General features: G+C 32.8%; 24 protein-coding genes. 10 read left to right on the forward strand and 14 right to left on the reverse strand.

Annotation, left to right across the window (positions count from 1 at the left end):
- Positions 1-39: 39 nt before the first annotated feature.
- Positions 40-1,356, reverse strand: coding sequence for a glycosyltransferase family 4 protein (locus VF726_RS12880; RefSeq protein ID WP_440168604.1), 1,317 nt, complete (start codon positions 1,354-1,356; stop codon positions 40-42).
- Between the two features lie 148 nt (positions 1,357-1,504).
- Here VF726_RS12880 and VF726_RS12885 point away from each other — a divergent pair, with 148 nt between their 5' ends.
- A complete protein-coding gene (locus VF726_RS12885) occupies positions 1,505-2,299 on the forward strand; it encodes an FkbM family methyltransferase (RefSeq protein ID WP_440168606.1) in 795 nt (264 codons plus the stop codon).
- A 107-nt stretch (positions 2,300-2,406) separates the two neighbouring features.
- On the opposite strand, the gene VF726_RS12890 is transcribed toward VF726_RS12885, so the two are convergent.
- The gene (locus VF726_RS12890) at positions 2,407-3,216 is read right to left on the reverse strand and encodes an alpha/beta fold hydrolase (protein WP_440168608.1); all 810 of its coding nucleotides are present in this window, start codon (positions 3,214-3,216) and stop codon (positions 2,407-2,409) included.
- A 278-nt stretch (positions 3,217-3,494) separates the two neighbouring features.
- Between VF726_RS12890 and VF726_RS12895 the strand changes: the two genes are divergently transcribed.
- On the forward strand, positions 3,495-3,848 hold the full coding sequence (locus VF726_RS12895; RefSeq protein WP_440168610.1) for a YxeA family protein: 354 nt from the start codon (positions 3,495-3,497) through the stop codon (positions 3,846-3,848).
- Between the two features lie 104 nt (positions 3,849-3,952).
- Here the strand turns inward: VF726_RS12895 and VF726_RS12900 are convergent, their stop codons facing one another.
- From VF726_RS12900 to VF726_RS12930, 7 genes are all read right to left on the reverse strand, one after another.
- A complete protein-coding gene (locus VF726_RS12900; protein WP_440168612.1) occupies positions 3,953-4,225 on the reverse strand; it encodes a hypothetical protein in 273 nt (90 codons plus the stop codon).
- A gap of 255 nt (positions 4,226-4,480) precedes the next feature.
- Positions 4,481-4,693, reverse strand: a complete 213-nt coding sequence (locus VF726_RS12905; protein ID WP_440168614.1) for a bacteriocin immunity protein — start codon at positions 4,691-4,693, stop codon at positions 4,481-4,483.
- Positions 4,694-4,698: 5 nt separating this feature from the next.
- Entirely contained in the window at positions 4,699-6,336 is a 1,638-nt protein-coding gene (locus VF726_RS12910) for a hypothetical protein (RefSeq protein ID WP_440168616.1), read from the reverse strand.
- Positions 6,337-6,565: 229 nt separating this feature from the next.
- Positions 6,566-6,835 (reverse strand): hypothetical protein, encoded by a 270-nt coding sequence (locus VF726_RS12915; RefSeq protein ID WP_440168618.1) that lies wholly within the window; start codon positions 6,833-6,835, stop codon positions 6,566-6,568.
- A 17-nt stretch (positions 6,836-6,852) separates the two neighbouring features.
- Positions 6,853-7,158: a hypothetical protein gene (locus VF726_RS12920; protein ID WP_440168620.1), complete on the reverse strand. Its 306-nt coding sequence runs from the start codon at positions 7,156-7,158 to the stop codon at positions 6,853-6,855.
- A 104-nt stretch (positions 7,159-7,262) separates the two neighbouring features.
- On the reverse strand, positions 7,263-8,432 hold the full coding sequence (locus VF726_RS12925; protein WP_440168622.1) for a YfbR-like 5'-deoxynucleotidase: 1,170 nt from the start codon (positions 8,430-8,432) through the stop codon (positions 7,263-7,265).
- A gap of 65 nt (positions 8,433-8,497) precedes the next feature.
- The gene (locus tag VF726_RS12930; RefSeq protein ID WP_440168624.1) at positions 8,498-8,998 is read right to left on the reverse strand and encodes a hypothetical protein; all 501 of its coding nucleotides are present in this window, start codon (positions 8,996-8,998) and stop codon (positions 8,498-8,500) included.
- Positions 8,999-9,062: 64 nt separating this feature from the next.
- Here VF726_RS12930 and VF726_RS12935 point away from each other — a divergent pair, with 64 nt between their 5' ends.
- A complete protein-coding gene (locus VF726_RS12935) occupies positions 9,063-9,977 on the forward strand; it encodes a hypothetical protein (protein WP_440168626.1) in 915 nt (304 codons plus the stop codon).
- A gap of 67 nt (positions 9,978-10,044) precedes the next feature.
- Positions 10,045-10,284, forward strand: a complete 240-nt coding sequence (locus VF726_RS12940; RefSeq protein WP_440168628.1) for a hypothetical protein — start codon at positions 10,045-10,047, stop codon at positions 10,282-10,284.
- Positions 10,285-10,291: 7 nt separating this feature from the next.
- On the opposite strand, the gene VF726_RS12945 is transcribed toward VF726_RS12940, so the two are convergent.
- Positions 10,292-11,377 (reverse strand): hypothetical protein, encoded by a 1,086-nt coding sequence (locus tag VF726_RS12945; protein ID WP_440168630.1) that lies wholly within the window; start codon positions 11,375-11,377, stop codon positions 10,292-10,294.
- A gap of 175 nt (positions 11,378-11,552) precedes the next feature.
- Between VF726_RS12945 and VF726_RS12950 the strand changes: the two genes are divergently transcribed.
- On the forward strand, positions 11,553-12,032 hold the full coding sequence (locus VF726_RS12950; protein WP_440168632.1) for a GreA/GreB family elongation factor: 480 nt from the start codon (positions 11,553-11,555) through the stop codon (positions 12,030-12,032).
- Positions 12,033-12,088: 56 nt separating this feature from the next.
- Here the strand turns inward: VF726_RS12950 and VF726_RS12955 are convergent, their stop codons facing one another.
- Complete coding sequence (locus VF726_RS12955; RefSeq protein WP_440168634.1) at positions 12,089-13,522, reverse strand: serine hydrolase; 1,434 nt, start codon at positions 13,520-13,522, stop codon at positions 12,089-12,091.
- 160 nt (positions 13,523-13,682) lie between these two features.
- On the opposite strand from VF726_RS12955, the gene VF726_RS12960 reads away from it, so the two are divergent.
- The 5 genes from VF726_RS12960 (at position 13,683) to VF726_RS12980 (ending at position 16,952) form a co-directional block, all read left to right on the forward strand.
- Positions 13,683-14,735 carry a site-2 protease family protein gene (locus tag VF726_RS12960; protein WP_440168636.1) on the forward strand — a complete coding sequence of 351 codons (1,053 nt, stop codon included), beginning with the start codon at positions 13,683-13,685 and terminating at the stop codon, positions 14,733-14,735.
- A gap of 16 nt (positions 14,736-14,751) precedes the next feature.
- Positions 14,752-15,192 carry a hypothetical protein gene (locus VF726_RS12965; protein ID WP_440168638.1) on the forward strand — a complete coding sequence of 147 codons (441 nt, stop codon included), beginning with the start codon at positions 14,752-14,754 and terminating at the stop codon, positions 15,190-15,192.
- A 227-nt stretch (positions 15,193-15,419) separates the two neighbouring features.
- A complete protein-coding gene (locus tag VF726_RS12970) occupies positions 15,420-15,968 on the forward strand; it encodes an NADPH-dependent FMN reductase (protein WP_440168640.1) in 549 nt (182 codons plus the stop codon).
- A 300-nt stretch (positions 15,969-16,268) separates the two neighbouring features.
- Positions 16,269-16,463, forward strand: coding sequence for a hypothetical protein (locus VF726_RS12975; protein WP_440168642.1), 195 nt, complete (start codon positions 16,269-16,271; stop codon positions 16,461-16,463).
- Positions 16,464-16,562: 99 nt separating this feature from the next.
- Positions 16,563-16,952: a hypothetical protein gene (locus tag VF726_RS12980; RefSeq protein ID WP_440168644.1), complete on the forward strand. Its 390-nt coding sequence runs from the start codon at positions 16,563-16,565 to the stop codon at positions 16,950-16,952.
- Between the two features lie 153 nt (positions 16,953-17,105).
- Here the strand turns inward: VF726_RS12980 and VF726_RS12985 are convergent, their stop codons facing one another.
- From VF726_RS12985 to rpoC, 3 genes are all read right to left on the reverse strand, one after another.
- Positions 17,106-17,864, reverse strand: a complete 759-nt coding sequence (locus VF726_RS12985; protein ID WP_440168646.1) for a hypothetical protein — start codon at positions 17,862-17,864, stop codon at positions 17,106-17,108.
- 197 nt (positions 17,865-18,061) lie between these two features.
- On the reverse strand, positions 18,062-19,000 hold the full coding sequence (gene rpoA / locus VF726_RS12990) for a DNA-directed RNA polymerase subunit alpha (RefSeq protein WP_440168648.1): 939 nt from the start codon (positions 18,998-19,000) through the stop codon (positions 18,062-18,064).
- A 52-nt stretch (positions 19,001-19,052) separates the two neighbouring features.
- Positions 19,053-22,634 (reverse strand): DNA-directed RNA polymerase subunit beta', encoded by a 3,582-nt coding sequence (rpoC, locus tag VF726_RS12995; protein WP_440168650.1) that lies wholly within the window; start codon positions 22,632-22,634, stop codon positions 19,053-19,055.
- Positions 22,635-22,643 lie beyond the last annotated feature (9 nt).

The raw sequence follows: 22,643 nt of genomic DNA on the forward strand, positions 1-22,643 counted from the left end.
CACCTTCCTTATATTGCTTGTCCTTAGACACATATGATATTAAACAAGATATTTCTTATCGAAAAATTCTTTCTCCATAAGCTCTAGATTCTGTTCATTGATCAAACTAATGTCATATTTTGCAGCAGTACTTAGTCCTGCATCTATAAATGACTGAGATACTTCCTTATCGTTTAGTATCGTACTTACATACTCTCTCATTTTGTCGAATTCATTAAATGTATAGATGAAACAGTTTTCCCCTTTAATTCCGAACTGTAATATCCCCATATTGTTTGATGAAACAACCGGTGTACCACAAGCCATTGCCTCAAGCGCAGGAAGACCGAACGCTTCTATTAAGGAACCATTCACTAACACGTTTGCTTGTTGGATGTATCTAACGAGTTCCTGTTGTTTTGGATTTACAATTTTAATCACATTTTCGTGTTCAAACTGATCATCTCGAGGCGTAATCCAATATATTTTCATTTGATTTTCGATCGCTACAGGTAATAGATTTTCGATTGTTTTGTACACGTTTTTATAAGCGTTTAAACCATCACCTATAATAAGAATATAGTTCTCTTTTTTAAGTTCTTCATTGTAATTAAATTTATTAAGGTCTATGCCACAAGGAACGATCCAAGATTTCCTTTGAAATTTATCCTTTAATAAATGAGTGATAAAGCTTGAAACTCCCATATGATAAACGGGTAAAGAATAAAAACACTTTAAAATTGAAACTGTACTTTCTTGATTAGAAAATGTACTATAATCACCCTGATTGTAGAAAATTGCCTTATCAAAATGTAAGTATAACGGGTAAATTAAATCCCAATGCGTAGCGATCGCAATATCATAATTACTAGCAAATGTAGGAATGAATTCATCTTCTTTATAACTGATTACAGTAGCTCGAAACGGTCCCACTTCTAGTTCATAAACTTGGCCATTTGTATTGTATGGAATATAAAAATCTACTGTATAGCCTTTAGCGCGAAGAAGGTCTCCTAATGAAAATATCATTTTCATCCCACCAGTCCACTGGCAATGGGGCAGAAAAATAGCTATATTTTTTGTTTTATTTTCTTTATTCTTCTTAATTAATTTTGAATCCTTAATTCCATTTTTATAATAGTTTTTCTTTGCCGGCTGCTCTTCGTAGAACTTATATAAATTGTATAAAATCTTATCATTATATTGGTACTGCTCTACTAATTGTTCTAAAATGCCGGGTTCACCATCTATAAGTAGTGAAGTCCCAATTAACTCTCTTTGCTTACTCAATGTCATCTCTTCCCAAAATGTTTGTACCTCTGAAATCCTTCTATTGAATAATAAGGTAGCTTGCTCTTGTACGATAGTCTTATCCACTGACCTCTCCCCTTTCTTTCCTAATTTACTTTTTTATTTATTGTGTCCTGCTGCACAACAGGGAAATGTCTATATGAAATTTGTTAAAGGTTCATAGATCTGTGCAGATAAACAGAAAGAAAGATACTATATAAGGGAGGTTTTAATTATGCACGGTACATTTATGGGCAATAACAGGATGCTAGTAAGACCGAAATGGGGCGCTTATTTGTTTACGAAAGCAAACGATTTAAGCTTAACTCCTATCTTGGTTGCTGAAGGTATGCTTGAACCGAAATTAACTAAATATATGCTTAAAAACATTACTGAGGGAATGAAGGTAATAGACGTAGGAGCAAATATAGGATATTACACTGTTCTACTTGGTCATCTCGTAAAAGAAAAAGGAAAAGTCTACTCTTTTGAAGCGAATGCTGAAATGGTTGAACTTCTAGAGGACAATGTAAAAGTAAATTATCTGAACGATCGAGTTTCAACTTATCATAACGCGGTTTATTCTAGATCAGAATTGCTAAGTTTTTATGTTGAAGAAGAATTCAATGGGAATAGTTCTTTGTATGAACCGGATGAAAAATACTTTAAACAATTTGGTCATAACAAGGTAAGGAAAGTAGACGTTCGTGCTATTTCGTTAGATGAGAAATTTAACAAGTCTACTGATTACTTTGACCTTGTTAAGGTTGACGTTGAAGGTGGAGAATGCGAGGTATTTAAGGGTATGGAAAGATTGCTTCGCTGGGATCAAATTGGAAAGGTGGTATTTGAATGGAATCAGATTAGAACTGATACTACCGAGTTTAAAAAATTACTGAAAAAGTTACAGAAAGAACTTGGTTATTCATTCTACCTATTAGATAACGAATCAAATGCTCATCAGGTAACGCTAAATGAACTTTTTAAGATAGATTTTGTAGACACTGTTTTAATGACAAAAAATATTTAAACAGAAAAAACGTAAACATATATATAAAGTTTACGTTTTTTCACATTAGTAATTTCTCTCGTTGCTATAACAATGATTGATTGTAATTACACTTTTATTTTGCAACTCTATTTACTACTGTATAACCAATCTTTTAGTAGCTCTTGTACTATTTTTCTCTTCTCTATTTGGATCATATGTCCTGCACCGTCCAAAATTGCAAATGTGGAGTTCGGAAATTTTTCTAGAAGAAAGAAATGGTCTTTATAACCGCAAATTGAATCTTGTTGCCCTAGAATAATAAGAGCGTCTTGTATAAATGTCTCCGCTTTACTGAATGGATCTTCAGATAGGAAATATCCTTTCTCTCTCCAATTTGATGTTAAAAATTTTTTATTAGCTAATAATCGACCAGGCTGAATCTCTTCTACAAAAAGTTTAAAGTTATCTTTATCTTGATAATTCATCAATGTTTCAAAAGCGGTTCTTATATCCGTTTCTAAATTTGATAATAAATCTTCATCTCTTGCAAAAATTTTTTTTGCAGGAAGGTCCCTATTCTTCAAATGAAGTGAAGTGGCCAATAAACAAATGCTATTAACATTTTTATTTCTATTATTTAAGACACCTTGAGCTAAATACCCTCCGTATGAACAACCAATGAGAGAGAATTCTTGATTAGGGATTACTGTATCGATGAAATCTAAAATATTTGTAAGCATATCATCAGAAGAGTTAAAATCCTTATCAATTAAACTTCGACCGTGCGCAGGTAGATCGATATATACTCTCTTATAACCTTGAACCTCATCAAATAAAGGCTCTATCCAAACTTTCATAGAATTATGATCCGTCCCCATAGAATGCATTATTAATAACGGGAAACCGCTACCTATGATTTCGTAATAAATGCTACCTTTTCTGACTGGACAATTCATAGAACTTTTTTCTCCTTATGTAGTTTACATTCTTTCAACCAATAATAGGTTGTCATATAGGTATGATTCTTTCTTTAATCAAGGAAAACCTTTGAACAAATGAAGAACTAAAGTATCTATTCTTCTTTTAGCGAATGAATTAAACACTTAATATACAAAAAAGAAAATGGTTCTTCATAATTACAAAAGTGTAATGATAATGTCACGTTGATAAATTTCTCCATAAGAAAAAAGAGATTAAGATAACGATATAGAAAAAAACATATGAGGTGATCAGCGTGAAAAAATATATTGCACTTTTTAGTATTTTAGTCGTATTTGCTACGATGCTAGTTGGATGTGACTTGAACCGTATGGGAAAAGATAAGTATTATGTTCAAATTACAGTTGATGGAAAGGTATATAAAGGAAAAGCAGATGATGGCACACCATATACAGAATATCAATACAAATTGGCTGGATATGATGAAGATGGGAAAGAAAAAGAGATGGAGTTTGGCCACCATAAGAATCTTCGTAAAGAAGCGTTTCTTCGTGTATACCATTCTGATAAAAAAGGTGTAACAGCTTGGGAAGAAGTTAAGAAAGACGAGCTTCCTGAGAAGGTAAAAGAAAAATTAGGTGTTAAATAATTGCAAAGAAAGGAGATAGCATAAAAGCTATCTCCTTTTCTAAATTCTATATAAAAAGAGTCATAGACTATGACTCTTTTTTGCTTGTATTATGGATTATAAAATCAATTATCTTGAAAATGATTGCGTTCGTATTCCTCTGCCCATAGAGCAGCTCCACGTTTAATCGTCTCGATACAGAGTTTTGAAAATAAAGACCTACCATACTGTACCGCCTCTCCTTGCACTAGTCCACTTGTACAGAGAACGTAAACTTCGGACCGAATATTTTTGTACGTATCATTAACATACATTGTTATGCCATATTTTTTCGGACCAAGGATTTCAATGTCTTTTAAAGTAACTGTCGGGCGTTTTAAAGGTTTATTAGCAACCATACTATCACTACTTTCCTATTTTTTATTTTCGGGTTCTAATTCTTTTTATAAATTTTGTGTAATTGTAGGGTTACATTATTTTCTCACTCCTAATAGTCTATTATTTATACATTAAGATTCTATACTGATAAATTTATATAGTCCAACAAATTTCCAAAAAAGTAAAAGGATCACATTCGAAATAGTGATCCTCGTTTACTAATTTATATCTATTTCATATTGAACTCTTATAGTAAGCACTTTTTTAAAATAAAGTTATTTAGTTTCCTTGTAATTTAATGCAATGTCAACGATCTCTTCTGGTGATAATTGCTCAGAATTATAAAATATAATATCTCCAGGTGTTGGATGTGGAACATTATCAATGAAAATACCTAGATTATCATTTACCTCTTCTTGTGTTCCTTCGAAATTACAAATTTTCGTTACTAATGCAATTAACTCTTCTCTCGTCATTTTACTTTTCATTATTTTCATCCTTTCTTTCCAAAGTGGTAAGCTGGATCTAGTATTTGTTGGTGCATTTTTGGAGAAACGATCAGTATGTTATCTAGATCATATACGTCCCCACCTTGATGTATTGGTTGTTTATGATGCAATATATATACTCTATGTTTTCCGTGGTATTGTGAGGCAGGTGCAAAAGGTGCGAAACCTTTTTTCATCCCCACAATGTTCCAAGGGCTAAACTCTGCTGCATAACTTGAATCCGCAACAGCTTTCCACAATTCTTCTCTAAAGTGATCGAAATTTTTGAATTCTCTACCTGCAAGTTTTTCTCTTACTTCTAACGGGATAATACCTATTGAGCCTTCATTATACATCAGCTTTTTTTGCGATTCTAGACTTCTTTGTAGATTGAAACTTGTGGTAGCTGTACCAGGTGTATTTCTTGCCATTTTACTAGAAATTCTATTTGAAGCGAACCAATATGCATCGTCTAACTTATTTTGCAAGACCAACTCATTCTGCAAGTAATTGTTGTTTACAAAATCCTCGAAATACGATCCAGATCTATTCATAAATCCTGCTTCATCTATTCCATTAACAAGTGCTGGTGATGTTAATTCATCAAGTGACTTGGCTAATTTTTGCATACCTTTGTGCTCTAACTTATTTACATCTAAAGCTAATTCATAGCTATCCATTTTTAATCTGTTTGTAAACATATGCCTGTCTTTTTCTAATGACTCTACAATATGTTTAAGAGTAATTTGATCGGCTTTTGTTAACTCGCCGTTTTTACCTAACTTAACAAAAGATAATGTCTGGTTGCCTTTAAAAGCGCTACGGGCAGCACCTACACCTGATACCATATCCAATGTACCCCAAAAAGCCTTTTCACTTCGTTCATTATCACTAAGCTTCCTCTGAGTAGCCCAATCCTCACCTGTAAATGAGCTCTTGGTCTGCATTACACCATTAACGAAAGCTATTCCAAATCCAACTTCTGGACAAGCTATTGTTCCGGCAATTACTAAAGCACTAGCAATTCCATCACGCCACGATTCTATTTGTTTCTGCTCATCTTCTATCGAAATATAATTAAATACTCTAGGTGACAAACTTAATTCTCGAAATGCTACATAAGATAATTTATCATCTGGAAATTGCTTTTTATAATTCTGATATTCTTCAGTTAATACGTCGGCAAACAACTTTACGTCTTGAAATAAATCATCGACAGTTATTTTATCTTTCTTAACGGTCATAGACTGGGTACCATATCCACTAGAATTTATAGAAGTAACTTCGGTAGTTACTCCTAATCTATTTGTAGTAGAAAACTTTCTAATCGAAAGCCTTTCCATCTTTTCAGCAAACTCATCTAATTCTGTTAAAAATGGTTTATCTATATGTTCTGATACTAAATCACCTGCCTGATGACTATATTTTTGCAAAACTTTATAGTCATCAAATAGTTCTGTGATAACTCTTTCTTTGTTTTTATGATTGAAGTAAATACTATGATCCGAATCTAATTCTTCAATTGTATTGTTTATATCACTTAGTAATTTATTTGCTTGAAGCAGGTCATTTCTTGACTTATCCAGTCTGTTAAGACCTTCTTTCAATGAATCCCATTGATCCGGCCTATACTTTACGTCCATTTCCCATCTCTCCTAGCTATAAGAATCAAATGAAATAGATGTATTTTTCTAAGTTTGTATTTTCTTAAGATTAATTTTACCAAAAAAAGGGTAGTTGAACTATCATATTATTCTTTGTAGTCAGATTCTATGGTATTACGTATCATTTTTAAGAATTAGAAATTTATAAAAAAGAAGAGCCATTATGTGTATGGCTCTTCTTTTTATACTCTATATCCTCTTTGTTCAATTACATTTCAGCTTGCTCGCGTTCGTATTCCTCTGCACCGCGTGCTGCTTTAAACTTGATGGTTTGAATGCACTGTGTTGAAAATGGTGATTTCGTTCGAATGACAGCATCGCCTTCAACAAAACCCCCTGTACAAGTGACAAAGATTTCATCCTGAATACCGTTATACGTATCTACAACATCCATTAAAATTTCATATGTTTTTGGACCAACTTCTTCAATGTTTTTAATTTTCACCGAAGGGCGTTGGGCTGGTTTCTGTGTTCCCATTGTATCCCTGCTTTCCATTATTTTTTTGATACAGCTTCTAATTTGGCTTCTAATTCTAAATCTTCTTGGTGGATCTCTGCCCACCTTCTTACTCGTTTACAAATCTCCCAGATGAATTGCTGGGTATAACCTGACTTCTTTAAATGACAGCGTTCCAATCGAACTTCTCCATTTTTAAAAATAAACCACTCATAATTTACAAAACGTTTTTCAGAATCTTTTAGTCGAATATAAAACTTGTATTCGTTGGGCTGCACTGTCTCAATATGCAGCAAAAGAATTGGATCGTCTTCAATGTTACCGTGCTTAGACATACACTTCATTCTCACTCCTTTTAATATTTTTATATCAATATATTCATCATAATTTGTAAAAGGATATTAGTCTAATGATTTGCTTAAATAAAAAAACTAGAGCGTAATATGCTCTAGTTTACAAATTCTGATTCAAAATATAGATCGTGTAGGATAGTTGCTAAGAAAAATTGTACACCTGGGTTTTCAAAGTACTTTGCTTGTAACTTGTTCAGTTGCCCTTTAAATTTTTCTTCATACACTCTTGATCCTCTATTCATTTCCAATTGACTCTTAATTAAAGCGTCAATCTTATCCACAATATCAACACGAATTCCTTCAGGAGTATCATCTTTAGCGTTAATTAAGTAATCCTCTAAATGCTCTCTTAAGTATTCTGGTGCCCAACTCACGAAATCCTCAGCAACAGATTCCTCGTACTTAGCAAAGGCTTTACTTCGTCTTTCGTTCTTATGTTTTAAAGGGCCTGGGATGTCTCCTGTAATTGTTTCAGGTAAGTCGTGGAATAAGATTTTTCCCACTAACCTTTGAATATCTAATTCCGTACCGTGCTTTTCTTTTTCGTAATGCGCGAAGAATATCCCTAATGCAGCACATCTAAACGTATGACTAGCATCTTGGTCTTTATACGTATTAAATTGAAGTGACCATCTATCAATTTCATCTAATTTCAGGACATACATCAAAAATTTGTGATATTTACTTTGAAAGTCTCCTAGTACTTCTACCATTTCTTTAATAGATTCGAACTCACTGTTCATTAATTCTTTTTTAGATTCTTTTTGAACTCTTGGGAATTCATAACGATTATATGCCTTTTGTTCGCGTACACTAAATAATAATGCATCCATTGTATCTGCTAATTTAACGACTCTTCCTTCAGGAGTGCTGTCTTCAGCTAATACAATATAATCGTAAAAATAATTTTGAAGAGATGGAGATAAAAAACCTACAATTGATTCTGAAGCTTCTTTTTCAATTTCTTTGATTAAATCTCCTACAATTTCGTTCTTTTTTGTATTGTGTTTAATTGATCCGGTAATTACTTCGTTTAGGTCGTGGAAAACAGCACGACATACAATCTTGTTTAAATCTAAGTTTCTGTTGTATTTAATATTCTCAGTTAAGCCAATTAATAATGATAATACAGCAACTCGATAACTATGACTTGCTGTACTATCTTGGTACCTTGGAGAGAAGTCTCCAAATCGTTGAATAATTGGCAGTTTAAATAAGATGTGAAACAGTTCGCTGTTTTTTGGTTGATTTAACATTTCATTCATTTATATTTTCATTCCTTTTATTTTTTTCATTAGTTTTTTTTATTAATCTATAATAATAAATACTATCATTTTTTCTCTTCGATTTCAAACTTCATTTTTAGTTCATTCTCAATATCAAATTTCTCTTTAATTAACTTTTCTAATTTCGTCTTTTCTTCTTTATAAGTATTTGAAACATTTACTTTATCTAAGTTCTTAACTACAAACTTAATTAAAACAGTATTCCCTTCCAAAACAGAGCTTGAAATAGTAATATCATCAGTGTCACGATTCATCCCTTCAGATAAAACTTTTTCTAAAATTTGTTTTTCAATAGCAAACTTCTTAAAATACACTTTGTCCTCTGCAACTTCTTTTTTGTCTTTTTTCTCTTCTCCGTCTTTTGATAGGTATGCTAGTTCAAATAGAGTGATAGTTAGAAGAGAAACAATGAAAACTACTCCAATATTTGTATCTAGAAGTTCGTATAAATAGAATCCTTTGACTGCCGATAAGAAATAACCAAATAGTAATAAACTTATACACCCTAAATAAAATGGTCTAATTGCTGATAGAAATTTATTCATATTATCACCTCATTTTTTTAGTTTGTCGTTTACAAGGTTTTTCCTTGCTTTAGGAGGTATTACAATGAATGTCGAACAAATTATTTCTGAAGTTTTAACAAAATGTAATTCATATGGTAAGACTGTTGTGGTCGGAGGATATATCCGTAATACATTGTTAGGATACGATTTTAACGATATAGATATCCTTACTACCTGTTCCCCACAAAAAATAAAAGAACTATTTTCGCAACTAAGCTGGACTGAACAAGGTCTTTCTTTAGGAGTAACAAGGATGATGTATAGAGGGATACAATTCGAGTTTAGTTCTTGCATCGAAGAAGAATTCACTGAGAAACTTACAAGAAGAGATTTTACTGTTAATGCGTTTTATTATGATGGTAAGCAAACTGTTTCGCAGCTAACTGGGGATGAAGATATAAAACAACGATTACTAAGACCGATGCCAGGTTTCCAGGCTCATATGGAATTTAGTCCACATACATATATTCGTGCGCTTAGATTCACTAGTCTTTATGATTTAGAATGGACTGAAGAATTATATGAGGAATTAAAAAAATCTCCACATTTTTTCGAAGCGATTCCGAATGGGAGAATTCAAAGTGAAGCCTATGAAATTATAAAGGGTGAGTATATTATTAAGACTTTCTATTATTATCAGAAGCTAGGATTAATTAAACCAAATCCAAAGTTATTCCAAATGAAGGATCATAGGGTTCCTACGTACAACCAAAATATTTCTGCTAGATTAACTTATCTGAGCTATCTAATTGGCCAAGAAACCGTATTAAATTGGCTTTCCCTTCATTCCCTTTCCCAAAAGCTAATTGATGAAATCCAAGAGTATTTACCATATCTTGAAACTGAGAATATAAAGGTACCACCAAAGAAACTTCCGTTTGTAACTTTATTAAAGCGATATCAATTTAATGATGATAAAGAAGAGCTACGAAACTTTCTAATCAAGCAGCGCTCATAGTTACACCTTGTCTTTATGAGGTTTAGATAATATAATCCTATGAATTTACTTAATTAGAGGTGATTTCTTGAAAAAGAACAATCATATGTTTTGGAGAGTTTTATGGTTTGCTGGTAAGCTATTTTTTATGAATTCTTTGGTATATGTAGCTATGTATGCATATGTTGCAAAGAATAATGAAGTTACACCGTATTTTGAAAATCAATTCATCCTTGCTCCTTATTTCTTTGGTATAGGTGTCGTATTAATGGGAATTTCTCTAATAAGAGAAAAGCGTGTAAACAAAAAAATAACCGCTAGTGAATAACTAGCGGTTATTTTTTTTGCTCATCCATCATATTAGATAGTCTCTGTAAGCGCTCAAAGATGTCATCTTGCTCATCTTCAGCAGCATTTGGTACACTAGAACGACCTTTGTTATATTCTACTCCATTATTAGTTGGCTCTTCGTAATTAACACCTGCAACTGGTGGTAGGTCATTTTTAAGGTAATCAAAATCCCATTCATCTTCTATAGACTTAGGGTTTTGTTCTACGTGTTGTTCCGGCTGAAATGAATTTGAAGTCTTTTGATTGCGTACCTTCTCAAAAATGTCATCACTGATATCATCTTTTGGAGATGCTGCGAAATCGTAATTTTTTAAGAAGTCATATGAATTGTCCCCTGATGATTGTTCATCCTTACTAGGTTCTTCATAACCTACTGGATCTTTAAGATATTCAGGTTCTTCATAACTTCTAATATTTTTGTTTTGCACAGGCTCTTCATACCCAATTGGTTCTTCATCGCCAATAGTAAAGTTAGGTAAATCATCTAAATCTTTGAATAGATTCTCCTTTGTATTACTAATTGCTTTTTCTTCTTTTGGTTTCACAAGCTCAGGTTCTTTTTTAAGCTGTTCGTTAGAAGGCATTTCGAAACTAGAAATCTCTTCTGTTTCATCACCATCGAACAGTTCCTTAAATTCTTCCTCAAGTGATTTTGGTTTATTTTCTGTATTAGACTTTACTTGTTCTAAAAAGTCATCATTTCTTACTTTTTCTTTTTCGAATCCAAAGAAACGATCCATTTCGCGTTGGTCTTCATTTCCGTTTCTATCTCTCTTTTTCATACCATAGTTTTCCCAAGAAATTGGTTCATCCTGCGTATATGTATTATCTTCAATTTCACTACTATAATCTAACAAACTTTCGTCATTCTTATAGTTTTTGCGTGACGTCTCAGTTTTTTCTTTTTTGGGTTCTTTTGGCTTTTTAGTAAATGAAGTTTTATTTCCGCTTGCAAATGAATTAGACGTTGTTCCTTCAGCTAATATGAATCCTTCACTTTTTAGTTGGAACCAAAGGAAGAAAGTGAAGCCAATGAGGATTAATTGTACAATCAATAGTATATAAAACATTTCCTCACTCCCCTTCTTCTAGTTATTCATTAAAGGATAATTTCATTTTTAAAAAAATAAAATCCTAGTATATGTTGTTTTCATTTTACTTACAGTTTTAAGTTATTTTAACGACATTAAAATGATTTCTATATAAATTTCAAGTATTTTTTCATTTTTTTTAGGAGGTTTCACAATGGCTGAAAAGAAAATCCGACTTACGCAAGCTCAATATGACAATTTGGTAGTAAGACGAACAATCATTTTAGAAGAAGAAATGCCCCGCGTGGCTGAATTAATTGATATCGCTAGGGACTTTGGAGATTTATCAGAAAATGCCGAGTTCGATGCAGCGAAAGATGAACAAGGGTTGCTATATGCTGAATTACAAGAAATAGAACGAAAATTAAAATTCGCAACTATTATTAAACATAGTGGGAATGTTGATAACGTTGATGTAGGGCATACAATCACAATCAAGTCTTTAAATAGTGATGACAACATTTATACATTTACCCTAATCGGTGAAGATGGTGATGGTATTGATGAAATTGATGTATCATCAAAATTAGGTTCAAACTTATTAGGAAAATGCGTTGGCGATATTGTTTCGTATGAAGCAAATAATGACCCAGCACTGGGCATCCTAAAATTTGAAGTTTTGAAAATCCAATAATAATCCACAAAAGAAAAAGCTGATCTTATGTAGAAAAATAAGATCAGCTTTTTTTATTATTTGCCATATTTACGTCTTTTTAAATTTGTGTATAGATGTAGTACCAAGAAAGTGATAACTGGTAAAGAGAAAATCAAACCAATTGTCCAAGCGTAAGACGTTTCCGAGTTAGTAGGAAAAGCTGGACTTGAATCAGAAAAAGATTTATTAGCTAAGCTCTTTTTCTTTTTCATTATGGCATTAGGTTTAAATGCTTTATTTGTTTCTATTTCGAATTTACCTAGCTCTTCTTTTTTATCATTTTTGATAACAAGCCAGCCAATTGTATCACCCTTTTTAAACTCTTTTTTATCAGTACTGAATTCGATTTCTGAAACAAGTTTCTTAGGATTAACATCACTAGGGATAACTGCATTTTCTTTTAATATTGCCGGAATCTCTTCGTCGTTCATTTCAAAGACTTGTATAACATCGCCTTTGTCATATAGTTTTTTGGTTTTTATTTTATCGAATGCATACTCGGCCATTTTGTTCATATCATCGTATTTACCTTCTTTAGTTGTATGCATTGTTACTGTTATAACTTCTTTGTCTCCGGACTTTTGGTATTCAGTAAGTGTATGCTGTGCTGCATTAGTATACCCTGTTTTTCCTCCGACAGCATTTTGATTTTTAGTGGGTATATTATTAGTCGATTTTATTTTTACAACTCGTTCATTTGTTTTTATTTCAGCTTCTCTTTGCCCCATTCTTTCCAAGATTTCCGGATGCTTTATCGCTTCAGCTGTAAATAAAGCCATATCGTGTACAGTGGTATAATGATTTTCATTATGAAGTCCGTTTGGTAAGACGAAGTGTGTGTTAGTTGCGCCTAGTTCTTTTGCCTTTTTATTCATCATTTCTGCAAACTTTTCGGCTGAACCTGCGATTTTTTCAGCTACAGCGTATGCAACATCGTTTGAACTAATTATCATTATTGATTCTAAAGCATCTTCGGCAGAGATCTCTTCTCCTTTTTTGTAAAGAAGTTGCTGGTTACTAGGTTCTTGTTTTGCCGCTTCTTCACTTATAGAAATTTTATCTGTCTTTTTCAGGTTCTCAACTAGAAGAATCGCAGTTATTATTTTAGTGGTACTGGCTGGATATGCTTTCTCATCAGCATTTTTTCCAAATATGATCTTCTTTGTATTTTTATCAATTGCAACTCCGAATTGCCCTTGGATTTGAGGTTCTGTTACTGTATGTTCTGTTTTGTTTGATTCTATTGATTTTTCTAGACTTTTAGATTTTTCCACTTGTTTTTCATCGGAAGGTTTTTCAGCTTCTTTTTTCTCTTCTTGTTTTTCTTTATTGGTACCTTTAGAATTCTCGCTATCTATATCTTTTACTTTTTCAACCGAAATATTTTCTGTAGTTTCTGCACCTACTGTCTGTATTCCTCCTTGAAGTACTACACCAGCAGCTAGAAAAGTTGCTAACCATTTATTCAAAGTAATTCCCTCCATTTATTTAGTCCGTTGTTACTTTTTTGTAACTATTTTCCCTTATCCCTTTTGTTCAATTATTGGAAAAACCCTTATTTCACAATTGAAAAGGAGAAATATTATTAAACTCGAAAAAGTTATATGATTTATAGGAGGGGTTGCCAACGTGACATTTTTACATATTTTAATAGCAATACTTTCTTTCGGATTTATTGTATTTTTTCACGAACTATTTCACTTCTTGGCTGCTAAAGCTGTTGGAATTCATCCTAAAGAGTTTGCCGTTGGATTTGGAAAAAGTATTATTGTATACCAAAATAAAAAGTTCCATTTTTGGCCCAAAAAAGATTCTGATTCATACAATAAAGATGAAATCAGTTACCACATAAAACTTTTACCTCTTGGTGGGTATGTATTGTTTGATCGCCCAACTAAAGATGAGAATGGTGAAGTAGTAGTAAGTAATGATTATTTCTATAAGAATCATCCACTAAAAAGAATGTTTGTAGCACTAGCGGGTCCAATTGGTAACTTCATTCTAGCTTTTATTCTGTTATTTACTGTTGCGGCGCCATACATTTCATTTGATTTTTCTTCTAGAATTGGAATGATTGAAGATAAATCACTTGCTGCCACAATGGGTTTAAAAGTAAATGATAAAATTATTAGTATAAATAATAGACCAATTAAAGATATAAAAGATGTGTATACATATGTAAAAAAACAAGACAAGGTATGTATTTCTTTGGATGACGATAAGGGTACTAAAGAGAAATGTATTGAAAAGAAAAAAGGTGAAGAAGTAGGTTTCGCATTAAAATTGAGTGTATGGCAGGGTATTGAAGCATCATTTAAAGGTTTAGTAAACATCACCCAAAATTATGTTGAGAAGTTTATAGAAATCTTGTTCCATTTTGACGTCAAACAATTAGGTGGTCCTGTAGGTACAGTTGATGCAATACAACAATCGGTATCGGCTTGGAATCAATATGTAACTATAATGATTATCCTTAACATTGCGCTTGGTACAGTTAATCTGCTATTACCACTTTCGATTACAGATGGTGGCCGTATCATAGTTGACTTCATTTGCTTAATAAGAAGGAAAAGGTACATAAAAACTACAATTGTCGATGCGATAAGTGTTTGTTTTATGCTTGGATTATTCATACTTACATTCTTCCTAGACGTACATCGTATATTTGAAAGGTTCTTTTAATTAGGGGGGCTATAAGTTGTCAAAAATACTCAATTTCGAAGATTATTTGAAAATGGATCGATTTCAAGAACAAGTAATACTACCTCTAAGCGAAAAAAACCCTATATACGAATCATTAAGAGATGGTGATAATGCTGTTACCTATTTACATTACCACTTATACATTTATGCATTTCTAAAGTACATTCCGTATGGTGTAGAAACTGAATTACCAACTGTTAATGAATCCTTTCAAAACATTGTTAGAAAGCCAAGAATTTCTACAGGCGAGTGGGTTATCGAAGAATTTTACCGTTTAAAAAAAGAGGATGCTTTGAGTATATATCCTTTAATATACGTTAAAAACAAGAGTCCAAATTGGTTCACAGAACTTAAAAATACTATTAAGAATAAATCCGAACAAAGTATTATAAAAATCGAAAAGCAGCAATTAGAAGAAAAGCAAAGACGTTCCTAAATTAGGTTCTTCTTTGTTTTTTCAGTTTATCTCTCTATCCAAAGGTTAACCTCATATATAGGTAATATTTCATTTTACTGTTTACAAAAAATAGTTGAGCGAAAGGGAATTTGTACAATTTATGCCTATACTTATTTTTTTATATTATAAAAGGAAAAGTAAGTGGCGAATAGAATGGTTTTTTGGAAACAAATTTTTTTAACAATCCACTAGGGAGGTAGTAAATAATGCAAAATGAAAAACTAAAAATTGGTATTATATTAGGTAGTACACGTCAAGGTCGTGTTAGTCCTCAAGTTGGGGAATGGGTAAAAGGAATTGCGGATAAACGTGAAGATGCGGAGTATGAAATTGTAGATATAGCAGATTTTAATTTACCATTTGTGTTTACAACTGCTGGTGATGAACCTGGTATAAAAGCTTGGGCTGAAAAGCTAGCTAATTTAGATGGTTTTGTATTCGTTGTTTCTGAATATAATCACAGCATAACTGGAGCATTAAAAAATGCATTGGATTCTGCTCGTGATGAATGGAATAATAAAGCGGCAGGTATTGTAAGTTATGGTTCGACTGGCGGTGCGCGTGCAGCTGAACATTTACGTGGAATATGCGCAGAATTACAAATAGCTGATGTTAGGGTTCACCCTACTCTATCTTTATTTACAGATTTCGAAAATGGGGCTGATTTCAAACCTCAGGATCTACACCTTAATAATGTTAACGAAATGCTTGACCAAGTTATCGCTTGGAGTGGAGCATTAAAAACTATTCGATAAAATAACAATAGTACGTACTATCTATATCGAAGTTTACAACAACTAGTACCTCTTACGTGGGCCTAGTTGTTTTTTTATTCTTTTCAGAAGGTAAAATTACCACAAACTAAAAGAAGCATACGGGACAAAATTGAACGCTGTATGCTTCTAGTATTGGTTTTTATATTCAATCGTTTACTTGTTCCTTTTTATAAAAAATCAGACCTGTTTAGCAAATAATTCTGTTCTTTTTTATATTTTTATGATAAATTAATATAAGTTTTTATCTAAGAAAAAGTAAAAAAGAAAAGGTGACACATTGTGATTACTATTAATGGATTAGAGTTTATAAAAGGTATTAGTGTTTTTCTTTTATTATTAGTTTCTCTGGCTCTTCAACATTTTCTTATGCTCGCATCTAAAATATCGAAACATAGAAAAGGAATTATTGCAGTAACGATGATAACTATGTTTGTCACTGTACTAATTGTACTGTATCAAATAATTACTTATTAATTTTTGAAAGCAAACTTAAACGCTTAAAAATCCGAGATAAATTTCTCGTTTTTAACAAATATATATAGCTATTTATAATAATTATGGAGTGTGAAATAAATGGAAAAAGAAATGGATAGAAAAGAATTTTTCAATGCTATTAGAGACGGTTTCTATGAAGAACTATCTGTCGATATAAATGGTTTTAAAGGTATGATTCAAGGTGCAATGCCTATCTTCGGAACTTTGGAAACAGTTATTGAAGATAACGAATATGGCGGGAAAACTATTACATTTACTGACAAGCATAAAGCTGATATCATCATTGGTAATAAGGAAACAAATATTGATGACGTTAATACCGATATGTCCACAATTGTTATGCAAATAACTTTAGATGAGAATGGTGTAATCGGAACAGTAACTAATAATATGAGACTTTTCACTCGCGCAAATAAAGATCAGGTATTATTGTTAGCGAGTTTTATTGGTAAAAAAATTATATTATAAATATCGCTCAGCTCTCTTAGTAAAATAAAATAGAAAAAAGCAGGTGAATCAGTCACTTGCTTTTTTTCTATTTTATGTTCAAAAGTAACTTACCATCTATGGTTTTGAGTGTGTTGATGTCTACATAATAAGATCTCAAGTTTACACCCTATTTCAATTTAAATAGATCGATACATTTTCTATATCAATCCGTCTATTTTTATGTTCTTTTCTTTCCGCTTTTAAAAACAAATCTACCGTTAGGAAGTTATCTTCTGTGGATACAAAATGTAGATTGGTAGCTCCCATATCCACTGTTCTTTTACCTTGTTCTTCTATTAACTGAGGAAATATTTTTTTGATAAATGTCCATTCTTCGTCCGAAAAATTTTTATTCACTATAGCTTTATAAATGGAAGAAATACCAATATCTTGTGCATTCGGTTTCATAAAGTATTTTTTTGTAAATTCATATTTTTCTTCACTATCCATTTGTAGAAAAAATATTTGTAAATCACTGTTTGGAATAGGTTTTACATATACCGTCCTAAATGGCACGCTTTTTTTAATTAATCCGAAAAACAAAGAAAATGTAATTCTTTCTGGTCCTTCTATTTCCAAACCTCTTTCCAGTAAACCCTCTTTGATTTCATCCAGCGAATCTGTAAACAAACATAAACCAAAAATCCCCCTCTTTCCTTGGTTATACTTATCTACCCATTCACTTTTCCACCCTCCACCGTCTAAATTTTTTAAATATAGCAATTCTAAATATTGCTCTCCTGCCCAAAAATTTGCAACTTTAAATCCTTTAGTTCCTTTTCCTTTTTTCGGTTCGAATGGAATATCTAGTATATCAAACTCTTTTTTCAATTTATTTATTTTCTCAACATCATTATCAATATGGATTACAAAATGATCAAGACGTAACATAGTATTCTCCTTTCTATTTCAATCACATTTTTACATCCTATATACTTATTTTGACATATGCTAATAATTTCCCTTTCGCCTTTTCAAATGAAAGGTATATATGGTTTTTTTAATGGAGAAGGTGAATTGTCATTGAAAGAACAGGAATATGAAAAGACCAAATCAATATGTGATTTGGTCTGCTAATTAGTATTTTTTTAGTAGTCACCTAGTGACACATTCAATTTGGTAAGAATTTCTTTTACTTCTAATACGGATGTTTTACCCATATTACGAAGATCCCCAACCTCTGTTTCAGTCATCTTACGTAATTGACCAACAGTTTTGATGTTAGCTCCTTTAAGAGCATTTGTTGAACGCACACTTAATTTCAGTTCTTCGATAGTCATACTGTTGATGCTTTCAACTTCTTTTTCTTTTTCTTTAAAGATTTCGTATTCTGATAGTTTTTCTTTCATTTCGTAGAATGCACTCAGGTGGTTCATAAGAATCTTAACAGCTAATAATACTGCTGTCTTCGCTTCTATATTACCTCTTGTAGTTACATTTAAGATCAATCGTTGGTGAGTTACTTCTTCTCCTGAATAGATATCTTCAGTTTCAAAGCCTACTGTTTTAATAGGAGAGAATAAGCCGTCTATACCGATAATCCCATCAATATCTAATTTTGAATGTTCCTTAGCTTGAACAAATCCTCTTCCCTTTTTCAAGAAGATTTCTATCATAACTGGTTTTTCACCAGTTACATTCACAAGTTCGATTTCTTCAGATTTTAATTCTACGCCTTTAGGTAAAATTAAATCCGAGGTAGTATAAATCCCTGGTTTCGTTGCTTTAAGTACTAACGTTTCAATTTTATCGCTTTCTAATGAAAACTTTAATTGTTTTAATCTACTTACAAGTTCTACACCGTCAGTAGCAGTGCCCGGCATAGTCATTAATGAATGAGTAACACCCTCCATACGGAAACCTGCAACACTTGCCCCAGGCATAGAACTCATCATAATTCTTCTTAAAGCGGTACCTAAAGTTAATGCGAAACCTTTTTCTAATGGTTCGATATATATTTTAGCGAAGTTATCTTTTGTTTCCTCTTTATCTATTAAGACCTCTAATTTATTAAAATCCAGATTCAACTTGGTATCCTCCTTGATGCATATATAAAGAAGCGGGGGTTCCCGCTTCTATTTAGTTTTTATTATCTTTCTGTTTATTTCTTTTATATTCGTAATACCCTGTACCAGCAGGTATTAATTTTCCTACGATTACTGATTCTTTTAATCCTCGGATTTTATCCTTTTTACCTCTAATAGCTGCTTCTGCTAAGATTTCTGAAGTTCTTTCAAAACTTGAAGCTGATAAGAAGGAGTCAACTGATAAAGCTGCTTCCGTGATACCTTGTACCTTTTCGTTAACCGTGATTTCGCGCTTATCTTCATTTTTAAGCTTTTTATTAAGGCGATTTACCCTGTTTCGGTCAACTAAACGTCCAACATTAAGTTTTGATTCACCAGAATCTCTAACAACAACACGTTTTGTCATTTGACGAACGATTACTTCAACGTGCTTGTCTGAAATAGCTACCCCTTGTGATTTATAAACCTTCTGTACTTCGTCGATTAGGTAACGTCTAACTGTTTCAATGTTTGTTACTTTCAATAATTCGTGAGGATTAATCGGTCCAGTTGTTAGAGTCGTTCCTTTTTCAACTTTTTGCCCTTCTGTTACAGTTAAACCGAAACCAAATGGAATTCCGTACACTACAGGCTCAGACTCTTCGGTTTCTGAGATAATCATTACTTCTTTTAAAATCCCTTTTTCCTTGATAGAAACAATCCCATCAACTTCGGTTAATACTGCTTTTTTATCATTAGGACCACTGAATTTTCTTGCTTCGAAAATTTCTTCAACACGAGGTAAACCTTGAGTAATATCACCTTCACCGGCTACACCACCTGTATGGAAGGTTCTCATTGTTAACTGTGTTCCTGGTTCACCGATAGATTGTGCAGCAATAACGCCAACAGGCTGACCGATATGAACTAACTTTCTAGTTGCTAAATCCATACCGTAGCATTTTTGACATAGACCTCGCTTACTAGCACAAGTAACTACATTTCGAATTTTGACTTTATCTCTAATTTTTTCTATCTCAAGTGATTTTTCAGCAGAAATCATTTCATCTTTTGAGGCTATAAGCGTTCCGTTTTCATCATAGATTTCTTCAGCTAAGAAACGACCGTATAATCTTTCATTCAGCGCAGCAACTTTTGGCTTAATCGCTTCAATTGTTACATATTCTTCTGTTTTACAGTCTTCATCAACAATTACAACATCTTGTGCAACGTCAACCATACGACGAGTCAAGTAACCTGAGTTAGCTGTTTTAAGGGCTGTATCGACCATCCCTTTACGACTACCGTGAGTACTAATAAAGTACTCATTAACCGTTAATCCTTCTGTAAAGTTGGATTTAATAGGTTTTTCAATCGTTTTACCTGATGGATCTGCCATTAATCCACGATTAGCAGCAAGCTGTCTGTACTGCGCATTGTTACCACGAGCACCTGAACCCATCATCATTGCGATATTGTTATTCGGATCATTCATTAAGTTGTCATATGCGATTTTCGCTAATTGTTCACTAGTTTTAGCCCAAATGCCTACTGTTTGTTTGTAACGGTATTCATTTGTAATGAATCCATATGTATATAGCTCTTTAACTTTTGATACTCTTGTCTCTGCATCTTCCATTAAATCTTCTTTTTCTTTAGGGGTCTCAATATCAAATAACGAGATTGTTAGACCGCCTCTCATTGCATATTTAAATCCTAGATCCATCATTCCGTCTAAAAGTTCTACAGTTTTTTCTTCGCCAATAGTATCAAAGGCGTAGTCACTTACTAGACCTAGGAATTTTTTATCAAATGGAGAATTAGGTTTGATTGAAATGTAATTCTTAGCTTCATCAATGGAGTTAAATAATCCCTCAGGATTTGGAGTTAAGATTTTGGAGTTATTTAAGAAAGGTAATTCGCGAGGCATTGAGCGGTTGAAGATTACTTTTCCAGCGGTTGAGACTAAGTACTTATATCCAGCTAATTTGTAATGCTCTCTAACATCTAAAATAATCTTAGAATGAAGAGAAATCCATCCAAGTTCATATGCGTGAATTACTTCTTGTTCATTTGTAAAGTAGCTTCCTTCGCCTTTTTCGCCATCTTTTTCTATAGTTAAGTAGTGACAACCTAATACCATATCTTGAGATGGAGTTTTAGATGATTTTCCGTCCTGTGGGTGGATCAGGTTTTTAGAAGCCATTAGAAGAATTCTTGCTTCTAACTGTGCCTTACGTGAGATTGGAACGTGTACCGCCATTTGGTCTCCGTCGAAATCGGCATTAAATCCAGAACAAGCTAGTGGATGTAATTGAATTGCATTCCCTTCTACAACAACTACTTCAAATGATTGAATTGATAATTTATGAAGAGTTGGAGCTCTGTTTAAAAGGACTGGATGATTTTTAGTTACTTTTTCAAGTATAGGCCAAACATCTGGATGTCCATTCTCTATTTTATGCTTAGCATTTTTAATGTTAATAGCTTTTTTCTGTTGGATCATTTGGTTAATTACAAATGGTTTAAACAGCTCTATTGCCATTGTTCTTGGTATACCACATTGATTCATTCTTAATTTTGGTCCTGTGATAATAACAGAACGTCCAGAATAATCTACGCGCTTACCTAATAAATTCTGACGGAAACGTCCTTGTTTCCCTTTTAGTGAATCCTCAAGAGATTTAAGTGCTCTTCCACCAGGACCGGTAACAGGTCGTCTTGTTTTCTGATTCGCAATTAATGTATCAACTGCTTCTTGAAGCATTCTCATTTCATTTTCTATAACAATAAATGGAGCACCCATATCTTTCAGTCTTTTTAATCTGATATTTCTATTAATCACTTTTCGATATAATTCATTTAAATCGCTACTTGCGAAACGTCCACCATCTATTTGAACCATTGGTCTTAATTCAGGTGGCATAACTGGAAGAGCTTCTAAGATCATCCATTCCGGCTTATTATCAGAACTTAAAAATGCCTGTACAACTCGTAACCGTTTCTCAAGGGACTTTCTATTTTGTTGCGATTTTTCTGTTTTAAGTCTAGTTTTCAATTCCTCTTGAAGAATGTTTAAATCAATCTTCTCTAATAATTCGCGAATTACCTTTGCACCGATTCCTGCTTCAAAGCCCACTTTATAACCGTTCTCTTCTGTATACACATCTAAACATTTTGCGTATTCTGATTCAGATAATAACTGCATAAATTCTAAATCTGTATCACCAGGATCTGTTACGATACGACTGTCACAATAAATAACTCTTTGAAGATGGTCTCTAGATATATCTAGAAGGCTAGCAATATAGTTTTCTTTTCCTTTGAAATACCAAAAGTGTGCAACTGGAGCTTCTAACATAATATGTCCGAATCTTTCTCGACGTACTCTTGATAATGTTACCTCAACACCACATTTAGGACATACCTGTCCGATGTGTCGTTCTTTTCTATAATGCCCGCAATGAGAAGAACATTGATTATCTTTTATAGGTCCAAAAATACGTTCACAGAACAAACCACCTTTTTCTGGTTTGTGTGTGCGGTAGTTTATAGTTTCGGGTTTCTTTACTTCTCCGTATGACCACTCTTCTTTTATTTTTTCGGGTGATGCAATTTTTAATGGAATATGATCAATTTTATTTAATATACTCATCTGTTACCT

Source organism: Bacillus sp. Brlt_9, from assembly GCF_051948935.1.
In the GTDB taxonomy this organism is placed as follows: Bacteria; Bacillota; Bacilli; order Bacillales; family Bacillaceae_G; genus Bacillus_A.

Coding starts and splice junctions, on each gene's coding strand:
- VF726_RS12910 (WP_440168616.1), bottom strand. CDS start 6,336: ATGGACGTAAAGTATAGGCCGGATCAATGGGATTCATTGAAAGAAGGT.
- VF726_RS12900 (WP_440168612.1), bottom strand. CDS start 4,225: ATGGTTGCTAATAAACCTTTAAAACGCCCGACAGTTACTTTAAAAGAC.
- VF726_RS12935 (WP_440168626.1), top strand. CDS start 9,063: ATGAATGTCGAACAAATTATTTCTGAAGTTTTAACAAAATGTAATTCA.
- VF726_RS12920 (WP_440168620.1), bottom strand. CDS start 7,158: ATGAAGTGTATGTCTAAGCACGGTAACATTGAAGACGATCCAATTCTT.
- VF726_RS12890 (WP_440168608.1), bottom strand. CDS start 3,216: ATGAATTGTCCAGTCAGAAAAGGTAGCATTTATTACGAAATCATAGGT.
- VF726_RS12980 (WP_440168644.1), top strand. CDS start 16,563: ATGGAAAAAGAAATGGATAGAAAAGAATTTTTCAATGCTATTAGAGAC.
- VF726_RS12915 (WP_440168618.1), bottom strand. CDS start 6,835: ATGGGAACACAGAAACCAGCCCAACGCCCTTCGGTGAAAATTAAAAAC.
- VF726_RS12905 (WP_440168614.1), bottom strand. CDS start 4,693: ATGAAAAGTAAAATGACGAGAGAAGAGTTAATTGCATTAGTAACGAAA.
- VF726_RS12945 (WP_440168630.1), bottom strand. CDS start 11,377: ATGTTTTATATACTATTGATTGTACAATTAATCCTCATTGGCTTCACT.
- VF726_RS12985 (WP_440168646.1), bottom strand. CDS start 17,864: ATGTTACGTCTTGATCATTTTGTAATCCATATTGATAATGATGTTGAG.
- VF726_RS12925 (WP_440168622.1), bottom strand. CDS start 8,432: ATGAATGAAATGTTAAATCAACCAAAAAACAGCGAACTGTTTCACATC.
- VF726_RS12950 (WP_440168632.1), top strand. CDS start 11,553: ATGGCTGAAAAGAAAATCCGACTTACGCAAGCTCAATATGACAATTTG.
- VF726_RS12885 (WP_440168606.1), top strand. CDS start 1,505: ATGCACGGTACATTTATGGGCAATAACAGGATGCTAGTAAGACCGAAA.
- VF726_RS12970 (WP_440168640.1), top strand. CDS start 15,420: ATGCAAAATGAAAAACTAAAAATTGGTATTATATTAGGTAGTACACGT.
- VF726_RS12930 (WP_440168624.1), bottom strand. CDS start 8,998: ATGAATAAATTTCTATCAGCAATTAGACCATTTTATTTAGGGTGTATA.
- rpoC (WP_440168650.1), bottom strand. CDS start 22,634: ATGAGTATATTAAATAAAATTGATCATATTCCATTAAAAATTGCATCA.